This is a genomic window from Streptomyces sp. NPDC048361 (assembly GCF_040651795.1).
GTDB lineage: Bacteria > Actinomycetota > Actinomycetes > Streptomycetales > Streptomycetaceae > Streptomyces.
This window is the reverse complement of the sequence record NZ_JBEZKW010000009.1, coordinates 1-16,991: the sequence shown is the minus strand read 5'-3', so window position 1 is coordinate 16,991 and position 16,991 is coordinate 1. Positions and strand designations below refer to the sequence as shown.

At 73.7% G+C, this 16,991-nt stretch carries 13 protein-coding genes; 12 read left to right on the top strand and 1 reads right to left on the bottom strand.

Translation table 11 applies throughout. The features are described from left to right. Window positions 1-3 precede the first annotated feature (3 nt). From AB0D31_RS07295 to AB0D31_RS07255, 9 genes are all read left to right on the top strand, one after another. Entirely contained in the window at window positions 4-1,269 is a 1,266-nt protein-coding gene (locus tag AB0D31_RS07295; protein WP_362718272.1) for a 6-phospho-beta-glucosidase, read from the top strand. Next, window positions 1,266-2,261, top strand: coding sequence for a BadF/BadG/BcrA/BcrD ATPase family protein (locus AB0D31_RS07290; RefSeq protein WP_362718269.1), 996 nt, complete (start codon window positions 1,266-1,268; stop codon window positions 2,259-2,261). Before AB0D31_RS07295 ends, AB0D31_RS07290 begins: the two co-directional genes overlap by 4 nt. A 306-nt stretch (window positions 2,262-2,567) precedes the next feature. Then, on the top strand, window positions 2,568-3,839 hold the full coding sequence (locus AB0D31_RS07285) for a hypothetical protein (RefSeq protein ID WP_362718541.1): 1,272 nt from the start codon (window positions 2,568-2,570) through the stop codon (window positions 3,837-3,839). 170 nt (window positions 3,840-4,009) lie between these two features. Continuing rightward, on the top strand, window positions 4,010-4,945 hold the full coding sequence (locus AB0D31_RS07280) for a glutamate ABC transporter substrate-binding protein (protein ID WP_362718539.1): 936 nt from the start codon (window positions 4,010-4,012) through the stop codon (window positions 4,943-4,945). A 62-nt stretch (window positions 4,946-5,007) separates the two neighbouring features. Then, on the top strand, window positions 5,008-6,339 hold the full coding sequence (locus AB0D31_RS07275; RefSeq protein ID WP_362718266.1) for a hypothetical protein: 1,332 nt from the start codon (window positions 5,008-5,010) through the stop codon (window positions 6,337-6,339). Between the two features lie 50 nt (window positions 6,340-6,389). Continuing rightward, window positions 6,390-8,966, top strand: a complete 2,577-nt coding sequence (locus tag AB0D31_RS07270) for a tetratricopeptide repeat protein (RefSeq protein ID WP_362718536.1) — start codon at window positions 6,390-6,392, stop codon at window positions 8,964-8,966. A gap of 2 nt (window positions 8,967-8,968) precedes the next feature. Beyond that, a complete protein-coding gene (locus AB0D31_RS07265; protein ID WP_362718264.1) occupies window positions 8,969-10,327 on the top strand; it encodes a protein phosphatase 2C domain-containing protein in 1,359 nt (452 codons plus the stop codon). Window positions 10,328-10,450: 123 nt separating this feature from the next. Then, entirely contained in the window at window positions 10,451-11,809 is a 1,359-nt protein-coding gene (locus AB0D31_RS07260) for a VWA domain-containing protein (protein WP_362718261.1), read from the top strand. Window positions 11,810-11,968: 159 nt separating this feature from the next. After that, window positions 11,969-13,642, top strand: a complete 1,674-nt coding sequence (locus tag AB0D31_RS07255) for an FHA domain-containing protein (RefSeq protein WP_362718258.1) — start codon at window positions 11,969-11,971, stop codon at window positions 13,640-13,642. Here AB0D31_RS07255 and AB0D31_RS07250 read toward each other — a convergent pair. Beyond that, window positions 13,623-14,597, bottom strand: coding sequence for a methyltransferase domain-containing protein (locus AB0D31_RS07250; RefSeq protein WP_362718255.1), 975 nt, complete (start codon window positions 14,595-14,597; stop codon window positions 13,623-13,625). The genes AB0D31_RS07255 and AB0D31_RS07250 overlap by 20 nt on opposite strands. Before the next feature lie 217 nt (window positions 14,598-14,814). Here AB0D31_RS07250 and AB0D31_RS07245 point away from each other — a divergent pair, with 217 nt between their 5' ends. From AB0D31_RS07245 to AB0D31_RS07235, 3 genes are all read left to right on the top strand, one after another. After that, window positions 14,815-15,219: a globin gene (locus AB0D31_RS07245; protein ID WP_362718253.1), complete on the top strand. Its 405-nt coding sequence runs from the start codon at window positions 14,815-14,817 to the stop codon at window positions 15,217-15,219. A 70-nt stretch (window positions 15,220-15,289) separates the two neighbouring features. After that, the gene (locus AB0D31_RS07240) at window positions 15,290-15,856 is read left to right on the top strand and encodes a GNAT family N-acetyltransferase (RefSeq protein WP_362718250.1); all 567 of its coding nucleotides are present in this window, start codon (window positions 15,290-15,292) and stop codon (window positions 15,854-15,856) included. 117 nt (window positions 15,857-15,973) lie between these two features. Beyond that, window positions 15,974-16,408: a hypothetical protein gene (locus tag AB0D31_RS07235; protein WP_362718247.1), complete on the top strand. Its 435-nt coding sequence runs from the start codon at window positions 15,974-15,976 to the stop codon at window positions 16,406-16,408. The last annotated feature ends 583 nt before the right edge of the window (window positions 16,409-16,991 follow it).

Genomic DNA, 16,991 nt, shown 5'->3' with positions numbered 1-16,991 from the left:
CGAATGAAGCTCGCAGTAGTGGGGGGCGGGTCCACCTACACCCCCGAACTCATCGACGGCTTCGCCCGGTTGCGGGACACGCTGCCCATCAGTGAGCTCGTCCTCGTCGACCCGGCCGCCGACCGCCTGGGCCTCGTGGGCGGGCTCGCCCGGCGCATCTTCGCCAAGCAGGGCCACCCGGGGAAGATCGTCACCACCTCCGACCTGGACGCGGGCGTCGAGGGCGCGGACGCGGTCCTGCTCCAGCTCCGCGTCGGCGGGCAGGCCGCCCGGCAGCAGGACGAGACCTGGCCGCTCGAATGCGGCTGCGTGGGCCAGGAGACCACCGGCGCGGGCGGCCTCGCCAAGGCCCTGCGTACGGTCCCGGTGGTGCTCGACATCGCCGAACGCGTACGCCGCACCAACCCGGGCGCCTGGATCATCGACTTCACCAACCCGGTGGGCATCGTGACCCGGGCCCTGCTCCAGGCCGGGCACAAGGCGGTCGGCCTGTGCAACGTGGCGATCGGGCTCCAGCGCAAGTTCGCGGCGCTGCTCCAGGTGACGCCCGGCGAGATCCACCTCGACCACGTCGGCCTCAACCACCTCACCTGGGAGCTCGGGGTGCGCCTCGGGGGGCCGGCGGGCGAGAACGTACTGCCGAAGCTCCTGGCCGAACACGGCGACGCCATCGCCGACGACCTGCGCCTGCCCCGCCAGGTCCTGGACCGGCTCGGCGTGGTGCCCTCGTACTACCTGCGCTACTTCTACGCCCACGACGAGGTGGTGCGTGAGCTCGGCACCAAGCCGTCGCGGGCCGCCGAAGTCGCCCAGATGGAACGGGAGTTGCTGGCGATGTACGGTGACCCCGCACTCGACGAGAAGCCCGAGCTGCTGGCCAGGCGGGGCGGCGCCTTCTACTCGGAGGCCGCCGTCGACCTCGCCGCCTCCCTGCTCGGCAACGGGGGAAGCCCCGTGCAGGTCGTCAACACGTACAACAACGGCACGCTGCCCTTCCTCGCCGACGACGCCGTCATCGAGGTGCCGGCCCGGGTCGGGCACGACGGTGCGGTGCCGCTCGCGGTGCCCGAACTCGACCCGCTGTACGCCGGGTTGATCGCCCACGTCACCGCGTACGAGGACCTCGCGCTCGAAGCCGCCCTGCGCGGCGGACGCGACCGGGTGTTCCGGGCGCTGCTCGCCCACCCGCTGGTCGGGCAGTACGACCAGGCCGACGGGCTCACCGACCGGCTGATCGCGCACAACCGGGAGCACCTTTCGTGGGCATGAGTGTGCTGGCGATCGACGCCGGCAACAGCAAGACCGATGTGGCGCTGATCGGCGCCGACGGCACGGTACTCGGCACCGCGCGGGGCGGCGGCTTCCGGCCGCCTTCGGTGGGGGTCGAGGTGGCCATGCACATGCTGGCCACCACGGTCGAGGAGGCCTACCTCGCCTCCCGCAGCCCCGAGCCGCTGCGGGTCGCGCATGTGTCGGCGTGCCTGGCCAACGCCGATCTGCCCATAGAGGAGAAGGAGTTGGCCGCGGCGCTCGAAGCCCGCGGCTGGGGGGATTCGGTACGGGTCCACAACGACACCTTCGCGATCCTGCGCGCCGGGCTGCCCAGCGGCGCCGAGCCGTGCGGGGTCGCGGTGGTGTGCGGCGCGGGCATCAACTGCGTCGGCATGACCCCGGACGGGCGCACCGCCCGCTTCCCCGCCATCGGGAAGATCTCCGGCGACTGGGGCGGCGGCGGGGGCCTGGCCGAGGAGGCTTTGTTCTTCGCGGCGCGCGCCGAGGACGGCAGGGGCGAGGCGACCGCGCTCGCCACCGCGCTCCCCGCCCACTTCGGGCTCTCCTCGATGTACGAGCTGATCGAGGCGCTGCACCTGGAGAAGGTCCCGATGGTGCGCCGGCACGAGCTGAGCCCGGTGCTCTTCGAGGTCGCGGCGGCCGGGGACGCGGTGGCCGGCGCGCTGGTACGGCGCCAGGCCGAGGAGATCGTGGCCCTGGCCGCGGTGGCGCTCGGCCGGCTCGGCCGCCTGGAGACACCGACCCCGGTGCTGCTCGGCGGCAGTGTGCTCGCGGCCCGCCATCCCCAACTGGACGGCGCCGTACGCGACCTGCTCGCGGCGCGGGCGCCCAAGGCGGTGCCGCTGGTGGTGACGGTCTCGCCCGTGCTCGGCGCGGGGCTGCTCGGCCTCGACCAGGTGGCGGCGCCCGACGAGGCGTACACACGGCTGCGCGCCCAGTACACGCAGGCCCGGGCCCAGTACACGTAGGACCGGGAAGTGCGGCATGCCGGGCCCCCCCGGGAACCGAACGGATCGGCCCCGCGTATACATGAGGGGGAACGCACAGCAGGGGGCTCCGGGGGCTCAGGTCGCGAAGCGGCAGGTAACAAGATCCAGACAACCCTGGATGGTTGTCGGTCCCTGCGGCCATACTGCCTAGGCAGCGACCAAGGGGGAGGTCAGGTGGCGATGTCGCCGAACGTGCGCGAACCGGAGACGCGGGAGTCCGCGGCCGGGTCCGCGGTGCAGCCACGACCGGGCGCGCACCAGGGCTGGTCGCAGGCCCGCGCACGGATGCGCGCCGCGTCGACCACCGAGCCCGGCCGCCTGTGGATCATCGGTACGGTCGTGGCGGTGCTCGTGGTGGCCTTCGGCGCCGTCACCGCCTGGGAGGTCTCGGACCGGGCGGCCGCCGCCGACGACGTGGTGAGTCGCAGCCAGCCGCTGAGCGCCGACGCCGCGTCCATCTACCGTTCGCTCGCCGACGCCGACACGGCGGCGGCGAGCGGCTTCCTCGCCGGCGGCCAGGAACCCCTCGACGTGCGCAAGCGGTACGACACGGACATCGCGACCGCGTCGCGGCTGCTGGTCAAGGCGGCCGCCAACAGCACGGGTTCGGCGGAGTCCGCCCAGCAGATAGCCACACTCAACGAGCAGCTGCCGCTCTACAACGGCCTGATCGAGCAGGCGCGCGCCAACAACCGGCAGGGTTTCCCCGTCGGCGGCGCCTATCTGCGCTTCGCCAACCAGAAGATGAGCGCCAGCCTGCTGCCCGCCGCGCAGAAACTGTACGAGGCGGAGACGGGCCGGCTCTACGACGACTACGACCAGGCGGACACCTGGCCGTACGCGGCGACGGTGCTCGGTCTGGTGGCGCTCGGCGGCCTGGTGTGGGTGCAGCGCCGCAACTACCTGCGGACCAACCGGGTGTTCAACCACGGGCTCCTCGCCGCGACGGCCGCCTCCACGGTGGTGATGCTGTGGCTGGTGGTGGGACACGCGGTGGCCTCGTCCGACCTGTCGGCCTCGCGCGCCCACGGCCAGGAGTCCCTGAAGGTCCTCAACGACGCCCGGATCAGCTCGCTCCAGGCCCGCGCCAACGAGAACCTGACCCTGGTGGCCCGGGGCGCGGTGCTCACCTCCGACGGCAAGGACCAGTACGAGGCGCAGTTCGCCCGGGAGATGTCGACGCTGGGCGACAAGCTGGGCGCCGCCAAGGACCTCGCCGACGACACGGCGGGCAGGACCCCGGTGACGGAGGCCAAGGCCGACATGGACGCCTGGCAGCAGCGCCACACGGCGGCCCGCAAGACGGACGACAGCGGTGACTACGACGGCGCGCTGAGCCAGGTCCTCGCCGCGAAGGGCTCCACCGGCGAGTGCTTCGACAAGGTGGACCGGCAGCTCGACGCGGCGATCGCCCATGAGCAGCACCAGTTCACGACGGCGGCGTCCGACGGCCGCGGCGCCCTGACGGGACTCCCGGTGGGCGCGGCCGTTCTCGCGGTGCTCGCGGCGGCCGGCGCCGGCGTCGGCGTCAGCCGCCGGCTCGCGGAGTACAGGTGAGCGGCATGGACAGCGGCAACGGATGGGCGAGAGGGGTCGCGATGAGCGGCGCGAACAGCTCGGCGGACCCGGCCCACCCGGCCGCTCCGGGCACCGACACGCCGGGCCGCGCCCGGCGCACCGGGCGGCGCGGGGCCGGTCGGCTGCGCGGCTGGGGCGGGGTGGCCGCGATGGCCCTCGCGCTGGCGGTCGCGGTGGGCGCCCTGATCCCGCTGACCCGGCACGGCGGCGAGGCCGCCGCGGTGGGCGTGGCGGGCCCCGGGACCGCGCACGCCGTGCAGACCAAGGCCGACGACTGCAAGGACCCGGAGGCCAGCCTGTCCCCATCGTCGGCGGACGGGCCGAACATCGACGCCATCAAGCGGCGCGGCAAGCTGATCGCGGGCGTCGACCAGAACAGCTTCCGCTGGGGCTACCGCAATCCGGCGACGCGCACCCTCGAAGGCTTCGACATCGACCTGGTGAAGGCGATCGCGAAGAACATCCTGGGCGACGAGAACGCGGTGATCTACCGCGCCATCCCCACCAGCCAGCGCATCCCGGCGCTGCAGAACGGCACGGTCGACGTGGTCGTGCGGACCATGACCGTCAACTGCGGCCGCATCAAGCAGGCCTCGTTCTCGACGGCGTACTTCGAGGCGGGCCAGCAGGTGCTCGCTCCCAAGTCCTCCGCCATCACCGGCTTCGACGGCTCGCTGAAGGGCAAGCGGGTCTGTGTGGCGGCGGGCTCGACCGCCTTCGACGCGCTCAAGGCCGATCCGCACGGCGCCGACTACCGGGACTTCACGGTCCCCAACCAGCTGGACTGCCTGGTGCGCCTCCAGCAGAACCTGGTGGACGCGGTCGTCACCGACAACGCGCTCGCCGCGGGGCAGGCCGCCCAGGACCCCGCGGTCCAGCTGAAGGGCAGCCCGTTCACCACCGAGTACTACGGTGTCGCCGTGAAGCTCGGCAACACCGACTTGGTGCAGCGCATCAACCAGGTCCTCGTGGACTACCGCAGCGGCGGGGACAACAGCCCCTGGATGAAGGCGTACCGCCTGTGGCTGGCCGCGGACCTGCCCGGCATAAAGAACCCGCCCGCCCCCAAGTACCGGTCGGGTTGAGCGCGTTGACGGCGGGTTCGCGTCCCGGAGCGGTTTCGTACCACAGAGCGGAGAGGTGATCGATGGGCGCGGGATCCTCCCCCAGCTCCACCGGGGGGCCCCCGGAGCCGGTCATGGACCGGGACGAGGCGGACCGTGCGCTGGCACGCCTCGACGCCGAGCACGAGGCCGTCGAGACCTCGCTGCTCGCCCTCCAGGACCACGCCGGGCGCCGGCTCCTCGAAGGGGCCGGGCTCACCGGCCTCACCAAGGAGCGCTGGGCCGCCACCGAGCAGTCGATCTCCCTGCTGTGGTCGTACTTCGACGCGTACGCGGCGGCCCTGGAGTCCGCGCGTGAGCTGCGCGCCCGGCGGCGCTGGCCCCACCGCGAGGACCTGGTGGAGCTGACCGACCGGCTGCGCGGCCCGTCCGTGACGCTCTCCGGCGCCGCCCTGCACGGCGCGCCGACCCTGGCCGGCGGGCCGGCGAAGCTGACCGAGCGCTTCTCGCTCGCCGAGCTCGTGCACCGGATGAACGAGCTGTACGCGCGCTCGCTCGACGTGGTGGTGGCCGCCGACGCGGTGTGGTCCGCGCTGCCCGCCCGGATAGACCTGCTCGCCGCCGAGCTGCACCGCACCCGGAGCCTGGCGCACTCGGTGGGCGTGCGGCCCGGCGAGCACCCCTCGGGCGACGATCTGGAGGAGATCACCGCCGAGCTCGCGGAGCTGCGCGCGCAGGTGATCTCCGATCCGCTGGCGTTCTGGGTGCCCGCGCAGGGCAGCTCGGCGCCGGGCGGCGGCCGCCCCGACACCGGGCGCTACGACCGGGCGGCGCGCGCCCTCGAAGACGTACGGCGGGAGATCGACGCTGTTCTGACGGTGCGTCAGGACGCAGAGGCGCGGCTCGCGCGGGTGCGGGACGTGCTGTCCCGGGCCGACCGCACGCTGGCCGAGGCCCGCTCGGCGCGCGGCGAGGTGCTCGCGAAGATCGCCGCGAGCGAGGTGCCCGCGGTCAGCGGTCCCTCGATCGTGCTCCAGGAACAGCTGGCCGCGGCCGCCGAGTACCGCCGGCACGCGCAGTGGCACCGCCTCTCGCCGCTCCTGGAGTCCCTTGAGCGCGAGGCCGAGGACGAACTGCTGCGCGCCCGCGCGTCGTTGACGGCGGTCACCGCGCCGCTCGCGGTCCGCGCCGAGCTGCGCGGCCGGCTCGACGCGTACAGGGCGAAGGTCGCCCGGCACGGCATGGCCGAGGACCCGTTCCTGATCGAGCGGTACGACGCCGCCCGCCGGATGCTGTGGTCGGCGCCGTGCGATCTGCGCGTCGCCGAAGAGGCGGTGCTGCGCTATCAACGGGCGGCGGCGGAGGTACTGGTCCCGAGAGACTCCGGGCCACATGACGTGAGGGGGGATTCGTGAGCGAGAACACTCAGTGCCAGCGCCCCGGCTGCGCCGGTACGTACGAGGACATGGGCGGCGGCGAGCTGTACTGCGACATCTGCGGGCTCGCGCCCGTCGTGTCGCCCACCGGCATGGTGTCGTCACCGCCGACCGGGATCACGGGCGGCGGCCACCGCTCGGCCTCGCAGTCCTCGCGCTCCTCCTCGCGCGCCTCCGCCCGCTCGTCGTCACGGTCCTCGACCTCGCGGCGCTCGGTCTCCGGGCGTCTGTCGTCGCTGACCGGGAACACCACCGCGCGTTCGGTGTCGGTGCGCAGTTCGGGCGCCGCGGCGAGCGCGTCGGCGCGCAGCCGGCTCGGCGCGGGCCTGGTGACCGTGCCGGGGGTGCCGCGCCCCGACCCGCGCTCCGCGGTGATGGAGCACCCCGAGGTGCCCGAGCGCAAGCGGTTCTGTTCACGCTCGGACTGCGGGGCGCAGGTGGGCCGTTCGCGCGGGGACCGGCCCGGGCGCACCGAGGGGTTCTGCACCAAGTGCGGTCACCCCTACTCCTTCGTGCCGAAGCTGCACACCGGCGACATCGTGCACGGTCAGTACGAGGTGATGGGCTGTCTGGCGCACGGCGGCCTCGGCTGGGTCTACCTCGCCGTGGACCGCGCCGTCTCCGACCGCTGGGTGGTCCTCAAGGGCCTGCTCGACACCGGCGATCAGGACGCGATGGCGGCGGCCATCTCCGAGCGGCGCTTCCTCGCGGAGATCGAGCACTCCAACATCGTGCGGATCTACAACTTCGTCGAGCACCTCGACCAGCGCACCGGGTCGCTCGACGGCTACATCGTGATGGAGTACGTCGGCGGCAAGTCGCTCAAGGAGATCGCCAACGAGCGGCGCACGGTGGACGGCAGACGCGATCCGCTCCCCGTGGAGCAGGCCTGTGCGTTCGGCATCGAGGCCCTGGAGGCGCTCGGCCATCTGCACAGCCGCAACCTGCTGTACTGCGACTTCAAGGTCGACAACGCGATCCAGACCGAGGACCAGCTGAAGCTGATCGACATGGGCGCGGTGCGCCGCATGGACGACGACGAGTCGGCGATCTACGGCACGGTCGGCTACCAGGCGCCCGAGGTCGCCGAGGCGGGCCCCTCAGTCGCCTCCGACCTGTACACCGTGGCGCGCACCCTCGCGGTGCTGACCTTCGACTTCCAGGGCTACACCAACGTCTTCGCGGACAGCCTGCCGGACCCCGACACCATCGACGTGTTCCGTACGTACGAGTCGTTCTACCGGTTCCTGGTGCGGGCCACCGACCCCGATCCGGCGCGCCGGTTCGCCTCCGCGCAGGAGATGGCGGAGCAGCTGACGGGTGTGCTGCGCGAGGTCGTGGCGCTCCAGACGGGCCGCCCGAGGCCCGCGCTCTCCACCCTGTTCGGCACCGAACTGCGCGTCACGGACACCAAGTTGTTCGCCGAGGCCAACGGTGACGTCTCACGCCTCGGGGCGCAGGTGGCGCCGGTGGGCAGGCGCGCCCGCAAGGCGCTCGCTCAGGCCGCGGTACCGGCCGCGGCTCTCGCGGCCGTCCCGGCGGGCGCGCCGCCCGTGCCGGCCCTCGCGCCGCACACCCCGGGCCTGCCGCAGCCGGTGCCGCAGGGCGCCATTCCCGCGCCGCGCACCGAGGGCGCCACGGGTGGTGGTGCGTACGGTGGCGCGTACGGCGGGCCGCTGCTCGCGCCGCTCGACCCGCGGGGCACCACCCTCGCGCTTCCGGTGCCGCACGTGGATCCGGGCGACCCCAACGCGGGGTTCCTCGCCGGTCTGATGGCCGCCGCCCCCGCCGAGCTGATCACCGCGCTGCGTTCGGCCCCGGCCCACTCCATCGAGCGCAGGCTGCGGGAGCTGCGGGCCCGGCTCGACATGGACGAGCGGGTCTCCGCGGGCAAGGCCCTGGACTCCCTGGAGGCCGACTACCCGGACGACTGGCGGGTGGTCTGGTACCGGGGCCTCGCCTCGCTGGCCGCAAGCGACAACGAGAACGCGGCGCTGGCGTTCGACGCGATCTACGACGCGTTCCCGGGCGAGCCCGCCCCCAAGCTCGCGCTCGGCGTGTGCGCGGAGGTGCTCGGCCAGCTCGACAACGCCGCGGAGTACTACCGCCTGGTGTGGACGACCGACCCGAGTTACGTCAGCGCCGCGTTCGGCCTGGCCCGGGTGCAGCTCGCCGCGGGTGACCGCGCCGGCGCCGTACGGACCCTCGAATCCGTGCCCGAGGCCTCCATCCACTACACGGCGGCCAGGGTCGCGGCGGTCCGGGCGCGGCTGCGCAGCCGGTCCCCGCACGACGCGCTGCTGGACGACCTGTCGGCCGCCGCGGCCCAGGTCGAGGCGCTCGACGCGTTCGGTCTCGACGCGGTGCGACGTGAACAGCTGGCGACCGAGGTCCTGGGCACCGCCCTGGACTGGGTACTGTCGGGGAGCACCGGCGCCGGGCCGGGCGGGAAGACCGTTCTGCTCGGCAGCGAAGTCGACGAGCGGGGCCTGCGCTTCGGTCTGGAACGTTCGTACCGGATGCTCGCCCGGCTGGCACAGCGCGGCGAGGAAAGGATCGACCTGGTGGAACGGGCCAACCGATTCCGCCCCCGGACCTGGGTGTGACGATGTCGCAGACGCATCAACTCGCCGCCTGCCCCGGCTGCGAAGAGCCGCTGGAGACGGGCGACCTGTTCTGCGGGGCCTGCGGGTACGACCTGTCGGCCGTGCCCGAGCCGCCGCTGGACCATCCGACCATCGAGATGGCCTCTCCGGCCGCCGTGGCCGCCGCGGCGCTGGACCCTCAACTCCCTTATCCCGTACGGACGGACGAGCCGGCCGTGGCGGCGGAGCCCGCACCGGAGACGGTCGCGGGCGCTGCACCGGAGACGGTCGCGGGCCCCGCACCGGAGGCAGTCGCGGGCCCCGCGCCGGAGACGGCCGCGGGCGCTGCACCGGAGACGGCCGCGGGCGCTGCACCGGAGGCGGTCGCGGAGCCCGCGGAGTATCCCCTCGCCGCCCCGGACCCGCGGGCCGCCGAGCCCGACCCCGACACCCATGTGGCGCGGCCGCCGGCGCCCGGCGCCAAGGTGTGCGTGGCCTGCCGGGCCGGGCGCGTCGACGGCGACGGGTACTGCGAGAACTGCGGACACGCCCAGCCGCGCGAGCGCGACCACATGGAGCAGGAACTCGGCGGGGTCTCCGCGGTCAGCGACCGCGGCCTGCGCCACCACCGCAACGAGGACTCCTTCGCGCTGTCCTCGACCGCGCTGCCCGACGGCTCGCCCGCCGTCGTCGCGATCGTCTGCGACGGGGTGTCGTCCGCGACCCGCCCCGACGAGGCGTCCGCGGCCGCGGCGGTCGCCGCCAACGAGTCACTGCTCGCGGCCCTGCCCCAGGGCACCCATCCGCAGCAGGCGATGCACGACGCGATCCTGGCCGCCGCCGAAGCGGTCAACTCCCTTGCCGTGGACCCCGCGCAGGTGCCGCCGCAGGAGGGACACCGGCACCAGAACGCGCCGGCCTGCACGCTGGTGGGCGCCATCTCGGCGAGCGGCCTCCTCGTGGTCGGCTGGATCGGCGACAGCCGCGCGTACTGGGTTCCCGACGACCGTACGGCCGCCCCGGCCCGGCTCACCGAGGACGACTCGTGGGCCGCGCAGATGGTGGCGGCGCGCCTGATGAGCGAGGCCGACGCCTACGCCGACGAGCGGGCCCACGCCATCACGGGGTGGCTGGGCGCGGACGCGTACGAACTCGACCCGCACACCGCCTCGTTCAAGCCGGACCGCTCCGGTGTGGTGGTGGTCTGCACGGACGGGCTGTGGAACTACGCGGAGGGCGCCGGGGAGATGGCCCGCGTCGTCCCCGCGGACGCGGCACAACGGCCGCTGCACAGCGCCCAGGTACTGGTCGGGCACGCCCTGGACGGCGGCGGCCACGACAACGTAACAGTGGCCGTGCTGCCGTTCGCGGTGGAGCGGTAAGGGGCAGGATCCGCCTACCCACAGGCCCCGACCCCGGCGCGCCGCTCCGGCACCGCCCCGCCCCTGCTGCCCGTCCCTCACCTTTTTCACTTCAGGTCCATGGAGCCTCAAGGAGCCTTGTCGATGGCCAACTTCTCGAAGTCCAACGTGCCGCAGTTCTCCGTCGAGGTGTACCAGAACGAGTTCCTGCCGGAGGGCGGCCGTGAGGTCAACGCCATCGTCACGGTGGCCTCCACCGGCGGCGGGACGCTGGGCGGCGCTCCCTTCACGGCGGCCACCACGTCGCCCGCCCACATACCCGGGCAGCCGCCCGCCGCCGCCGTGGTGATCATGGTGGACTGTTCGGGCTCCATGGAATATCCGCCGGCCAAGATGCGCAACGCCCGCGACGCCACGGCCGCCGCCATCGACACCCTGCGCGACGGGGTGGCCTTCGCGGTGGTCAGCGGCACACACATCGCCCGCGAGGTCTACCCGGGCAACGGCCGCCTCGCCACCGCCGACAGCCAGACCCGGGCGCAGGCCAAGGAGGCGCTGCGCAAGCTGAGCTCGTCGGGCGGCACCGCGATCGGCACCTGGCTGCGCCTGGCCGACCGGCTGCTCGGCGGGGCGGACGTGCCGATCCGGCACGGCATCCTGCTGACCGACGGGCGCAACGAGCACGAGTCACCGGAGGATCTGCGCTCCGCGCTCCAGGCGTGCGCCGGACGGTTCACCTGTGACGCCCGCGGTGTGGGAACCGACTGGGAGGTCAAGGAGGTCACCTCGATCGCCTCCGCGCTGCTCGGCACCGCGGACATCGTGGCCGATCCGGCCCATCTGGCCGCGGACTTCACGCAGATGATGGAGAACGCGATGGGCAAGGAGGTCGCGGACGTGGCCCTTCGCCTGTGGACCCCGGTCGGCGTGGAGATCAAGTTCGTCAAGCAAGTGGCGCCCGCCGTCGAGGAGTTGACGGGGCGGCGTACCGAGGTGGGGCCGCGCGCCGGGGACTATCCGACCGGCTCCTGGGGCGACGAGTCGCGCGACTACCACGTGTGCGTGCAGGTGCCCCAGGCCAATGTCGGCCAGGAGATGCTCGCCGCGCGCGTCTCGCTGATCGTGCCCGACCGCGAGGGCGGTGCGCCGCAGGTGCTCTCGCAGGGCCTGGTGCGGGCGGTGTGGACCGACGACATGGCGGCCTCCACGTCGATCAACCCCCAGGTCGCCCACTACACGGGTCAGGCCGAACTGGCCCAAGTCATCCAACAGGGTCTGGATGCCCGCAAGTCGGGCGATGTGGACGGCGCGACGGCGAAGCTGGGCCGTGCGGTGCAACTGGCCGCGGTCTCGGGGAACGCCGATACGGCGAAACTGCTCGCGAAGGTGGTGGACGTCGTCGACGAAGCGACCGGTACTGTGCGACTGAAGGCGAAGGTCGCGGAAGCGGACGAGATGACCCTCGAAACGCGCTCCACCAAGACCGTTCGCGTCAAGAAGTAGCAAGAAGTAGCAATCCGTAGCACCACGTAGCACCACGTAGCGAGAAGTGAATACGCAGTAGTCAGCCACGCAGGCAGTCTGTGCGACGTGGCTGATGACCGAGAACGACCGTAATGCCGCGGCCCACCGGGCCCGACGAGGAGAGGGGGAAGCGACTCCATGCCGACCTGCCCGAACGGACATCAGTCGGGTTCCGACGACTGGTGCGAGATCTGCGGCCATCGCATGGGCGCCGTGCCGCCGCCTCCCCCGCCGCCGCCCGCGTACGGCTATCCGGGTCCCGGCGACCCGAACGCCACCGCGCAGGCCGAGCTCTGCCCGCAGTGCCGCACACCGCGCGAGGCCGGTGCGCCCTTCTGCGAGGAGTGCCGCTGGAACTTCCTCACCAACACGGCGACCTCGTACACCCCGCTCGCCCCGCAGCAGCCCATGCCGGCGCCCGGCCCCGGCGGTGGCCCCGGCCACGGTCCCGGCCCGGGCGGTGGCCCCGGTGCGGCACCCGGCCCCGGCCCCGGCCCGGGTCTGAACCTGCCGCCGGCCTTCCAGCAGGGCCCGCCGCCCGCGCCGCGCGACCCGTACGAGTACCAGCGGTCGCGGCCCTCGCAGGTGAACCGGCCGGCCGAGCCGCTGGCCGCCGAGCCCTCGGGGCGCCCCGGGCAGCAGCTCCCGCCCAACGCGTTCCAGCAGGGACCGCCCGCGCCGCCGCAGCCGTTCGGCGGGCCCCAGGGCGGGCCCCAGGGTGGGCCGCCGCAGCAGCCCTACGCCGGGCCGCAGGGCGGGGCTTCGCAGCAGCCGTTCGGCGGGCCGCAGGGCGGGCCTCCCCCGCCGCCGTCGTTCCAGCAGCAGGGGCCGCCCGCGCCGCCGCCGGTGCGGGAGTCCCAGGGGCAGCCGCCCCACGGGCAGTCCTCGCAGGGCAGGCCTTCGCACGGGCAGCCGCCTCACGGTCAGCCTTCGCACGGGCAGTCTGCGCACGGGCAGTCTGCGCAGGGCGACGACGACTGGATGCTGCCGCCGCCGTCCTCGGCCGTACCCGGATCACGGCAACAGCCCGGCCCCGACCGCGGCGACGACTGGCCGCAGCCCACCCCGGAGCGCGGCGACGACGACTGGCCCCGGGCCACGCCGCCGGCCGCGCCCGAGCGGGGCGCGGACGACTGGCCGCAGGCCACGCCGCAGTCGGCCCCGCAGGGCGCTCCCCAGCGGGCCGCCGAGCGGGCACCCGAGCGAGCGGGCGACGACTGGCCGCAGGTCACGCCTCAGGCAGCCCCTCTGGGAGCCCAGCCGGGTGCCCCTCTGGGAGCCCAGCCGGGTGCCCCTCTGGGTGCCCAGCCGGGTGCCCCTCTGGGAGCCCAGTCGGGTGCTCCCGAGCGGGGTGTTCCCGAGCTCGGTGAGGACGACTGGCCGCAGGCCGTGCCGCCGCCCGCGCCGGCCGGCTGGTCCATCACGATCGGCCCCGACCGGGAGTACTTCCTGGCGATGATGCAGCGCAGCGGACCGGAGGCGTCGGGGCTCAACCTGCCCGCGTACTCGCCCGAGCAGCAGCGCCCGCTGTCCGGCAACCAGATCACCATCGGCCGCCGCCGCCACTCCACCGGCGAGGCGCCCGACATCGATCTGTCGGTGCCGCCGGAGGACCCGGGCGTCTCGCACCAGCACGCGGTACTGGTGCAGCAGCCGGACGGGACCTGGGCGGTGGTCGACCAGAACTCGACCAACGGCACCACGGTCAACGGCGCGAGCGAGCCGATCCAGCCCTATGTGCCGGTGCCGCTCCAGGACGGCGACCGGGTGCACGTGGGCGCCTGGACGACGATCACCGTGCGCCGGGGCTGAACGGCGCACCCCGCAGGGGCCAGCTGTGCGGCCCCTGCGGATCGTCGAGCCACGCCCACTGCGCGCCGTCCTCGACCGTCACCCCGAACCGCTCGCGCCGCGGCCGCTCCTCGCGGCGCCACAGCTCGTACGCCGCGTACGGGTCGAGGCTGCCCGCCGTCAGCTGAAGCAGGAAGCGGAACAGCTCGTTCGAGACGGCGTCTCGGGGCGGACCCTCCGCGGGCGGCCCGGGCAGGGCACCCGGGCCCGCACCGCGCAGCGGTACGAAGTAGGCCGGGGTGTGCAGGAAGCGGCCCTCGGCCCGGCCCGGGCGCGTGACCCGCAGCCGGATGAGGCCGGTCGCGAGGGGGGTCAGGACCAGCGCGCCCGGCCGGCACTGCGCGAGCCAGTCGTAGGGCACCGAGCCCACCGCGCAGGTCGCCACGATCTTGTCGAACGGCGCTCGCGCGGGGGCGCCGCGCGCCCCGTCCCCGGTGATCACGGCGGGCCGGTATCCGGCGGCCGCCAGATGGGAACGCGCGGCCTCGGTGATCTCGGGCTCCAGATCGACCGTGGTGACGTTGGCCTCGCCGAGCCGGTGGCACAGGAGCGCCGCGTTGTAGCCGGTGCCCGCGCCGATCTCCAGGACCCGGTCGCCGTCCCCGAGCTCCAGGGCCTCCAGCATGCGTGCCATCAGGGAGGGCTGGCTGCTGGAGGAGACAAGGTCGCCGTCGCGCATCCGGGTGCCCAGCGGCGCGTCCGCGTAGGCCCCGGTCAGCCAGCGGTCCCGCCGCCCGGCGTCGGGGTCCTCGCCCCACAGCCGTACGTGGCCGCCGGGCGCGCCCTCGTAGTAGTACGGCACGAACAGGTGGCGCGGCACGTCCTCGAAGGCGGTCCGCAGCGCCGGGTCGGCGAGTGCGCCGCCGGCCACGATCTCCCGCACCAGGGCCCGCCGCAACGCCAGGTCCGCGCTCATAGCTCCACTGTGCGGCGCGGGGGCCCGCGAGGCGAGCGGTCCGCTCCGTAAGGGCGGGTCGGCTCCGCGGGGGCCCGGGTGAGCGAGGGCCTACGTCCCCGGTCCTCGGCCGCCGGGTCTGAGACCATGGAGGGGTGCTGCATTCACCGGGGGACGGCCCCTGGTCCCCGGGTCGTGTCCCGGGGCAGGCCCGAATGACATTGCGAGGGTGTTCAACGTGACCGAGATTCCGCGCGGCACGCTCCAGGAGCAGACGTTCTACGAGCAGGTCGGCGGCGAGGCGACCTTCCGCCGGCTCGTCCACCTCTTCTACCGGGGCGTCGCCGACGACCCGCTGCTGCGTCCGATGTACCCGGAGGAGGACCTGGGCCCGGCCGAGGAGCGGCTCGCCCTGTTCCTGATGCAGTACTGGGGCGGCCCGCGCACCTACAGCGACGGCCGGGGCCACCCGCGCCTGCGGATGCGGCACGCGCCGTTCACGGTCGACCGGGCCGCGCACGACGCCTGGTTGCGCCACATGCGGACGGCCGTCGACGACCTCGCCCTCTCCCCCGAGCACGAGCAGACGCTCTGGAACTACCTGACGTACGCGGCCGCTTCGATGGTCAACTCCGAGGGCTGACCCCGCCGCACGGCCGGGCGCCGCCAACGGCGCGGGCCGGGCGCCGCCAACGGCGATCTACCATCGGGAAATGACACTTTCCGCACGGAGTGAGCGCAGTGACCGGGGTGACCGGGGTGACCGGGGTGCAGCCGCCTTCGACCTGTGCGAGTTGCAGCTGGCAGGGGATGACGCGGCTGCGGCGCGGGTGCATCGGGTGGGACGTCGCGCTTACGCGGTCGAGGCTGAGTTGATCGGCTTCGACGGGATCCCGGCCCTGCAAGAGAGTATCGAGGAGATGCGAGATCAGCCCTTGCGCTGGCTCGGCGCCGTCGGGGACGGCGGGCGGCTCGCCGCGTTCGTTGCCTGGCAGAATCCGGCGGGGGACCACGGGGGGAACATCGTTGACATTGACCGGGTCTGCGTGGATCCCGACTGGTTCCGCTGCGGACTGGCGTCACGATTGATCCGTCACCTTCTCGTCCACCTGGCTCCCGCTGGGAACGTCCAGGTGAGCACGGGTGCTGACAACGGTCCGGCCGTAGCTCTCTACGAAAGCCTCGGGTTCTCGCGCGTCGGCACCATTGAGCCCGTCCCCGGGCTGCGTCTGGCCCAGTTTCTGCTGGACCGGTCCCGGAGCGGGCGGTCGGGCTCATAGCTCGGCGTGCGATACGCGCCCCGCGCGCGCCGGACGATGGCCACAGCCAGAGGTCAGGGCTGCAAGGATGCGAAACGGCGCGGCGCCGCGCGGGCAAGGCCCCGTAGCCTCGCCACCATGCCCCGCAACCACAAAAGGCTTCGCCGACTGGTCGCCGACGGGTACACGTACCTGTGGCGGCACTGCCACAGCCACCGGCTGGAGAACGGTCGGCCCACGGATTGCCGCCAGATCCTGACGCTGTACCCCCAGCATCCCCAGCCTCCCCAGCATCCCCGGCGTCTCCGTCCGGTCGACGGCCGCGGCCCCCTGCGCATCGTCTTCGCCGATGGCCCCGGCCGGTACGTGCCCGGTGGGGCCTACTCGGGTTCTGGGGATGTGGGGCACATGGAGGGCGCCGACCTCAACCTCCATGAACCGGGCGCCGTCCGGGCCCTGCTCGACGCGGCGTCGGCCCGCGGATGGCACCCGGGGGTGCGCGGGGTGACGGAGGTCGACGGCTGGACCCTGCTGGAGGCGGCGGCCGGGGGGAGCCGAGCAGAGGGCCCCTGACTCGCGCTTGGCCGACGGCGCGAACGGGAGCTGGGGCGGAGCCCCAGAGGCCCGTCCGCAGAGCGCAGGCCGTGCGGGGCTGGGCGCGCAGTTCCCCGCGCCCCTGAACTACTCGGGCCCGGCCCGTATGAACTCCCTCAGCCCGTACGGCAATTGACGACCAGCACCCTTCAGGCACGACCCGAGGTCTGGGGCCGAACCCCAGAGGCCCGGCCGCAGAGGGCAGGCCGTGCGGGGCTGGGGGCGCAGTTCCCCGCGCCCCTGAAGTACTCCGCGCCGGCCCGCATGAACTCCCGCACCCCGTACGGCGGTTGTGGACGAGCGCCCTTCAGGCGCGAACCGGGGTTTGGGGCGGAGCCCCAGAGGCCCGTCCGCAGAGCGCAGGCCGTGCGGGGCTGGGCGCGCAGTTCCCCGCGGCCCTGAACTACTCGCTGCCCGGCCGCATGAACTCCCGCAGCCCGTACGCCAATTGACGACCAGCGCCCTCAAGGCGCGAACCGGGGTTTGGGGCGGAGCCCCAGAGGCCCGTCCGCAGAGCGCAGGCCGTGCGGGGCTGGGCGCGCAGTTCCCCGCGGCCCTGAAC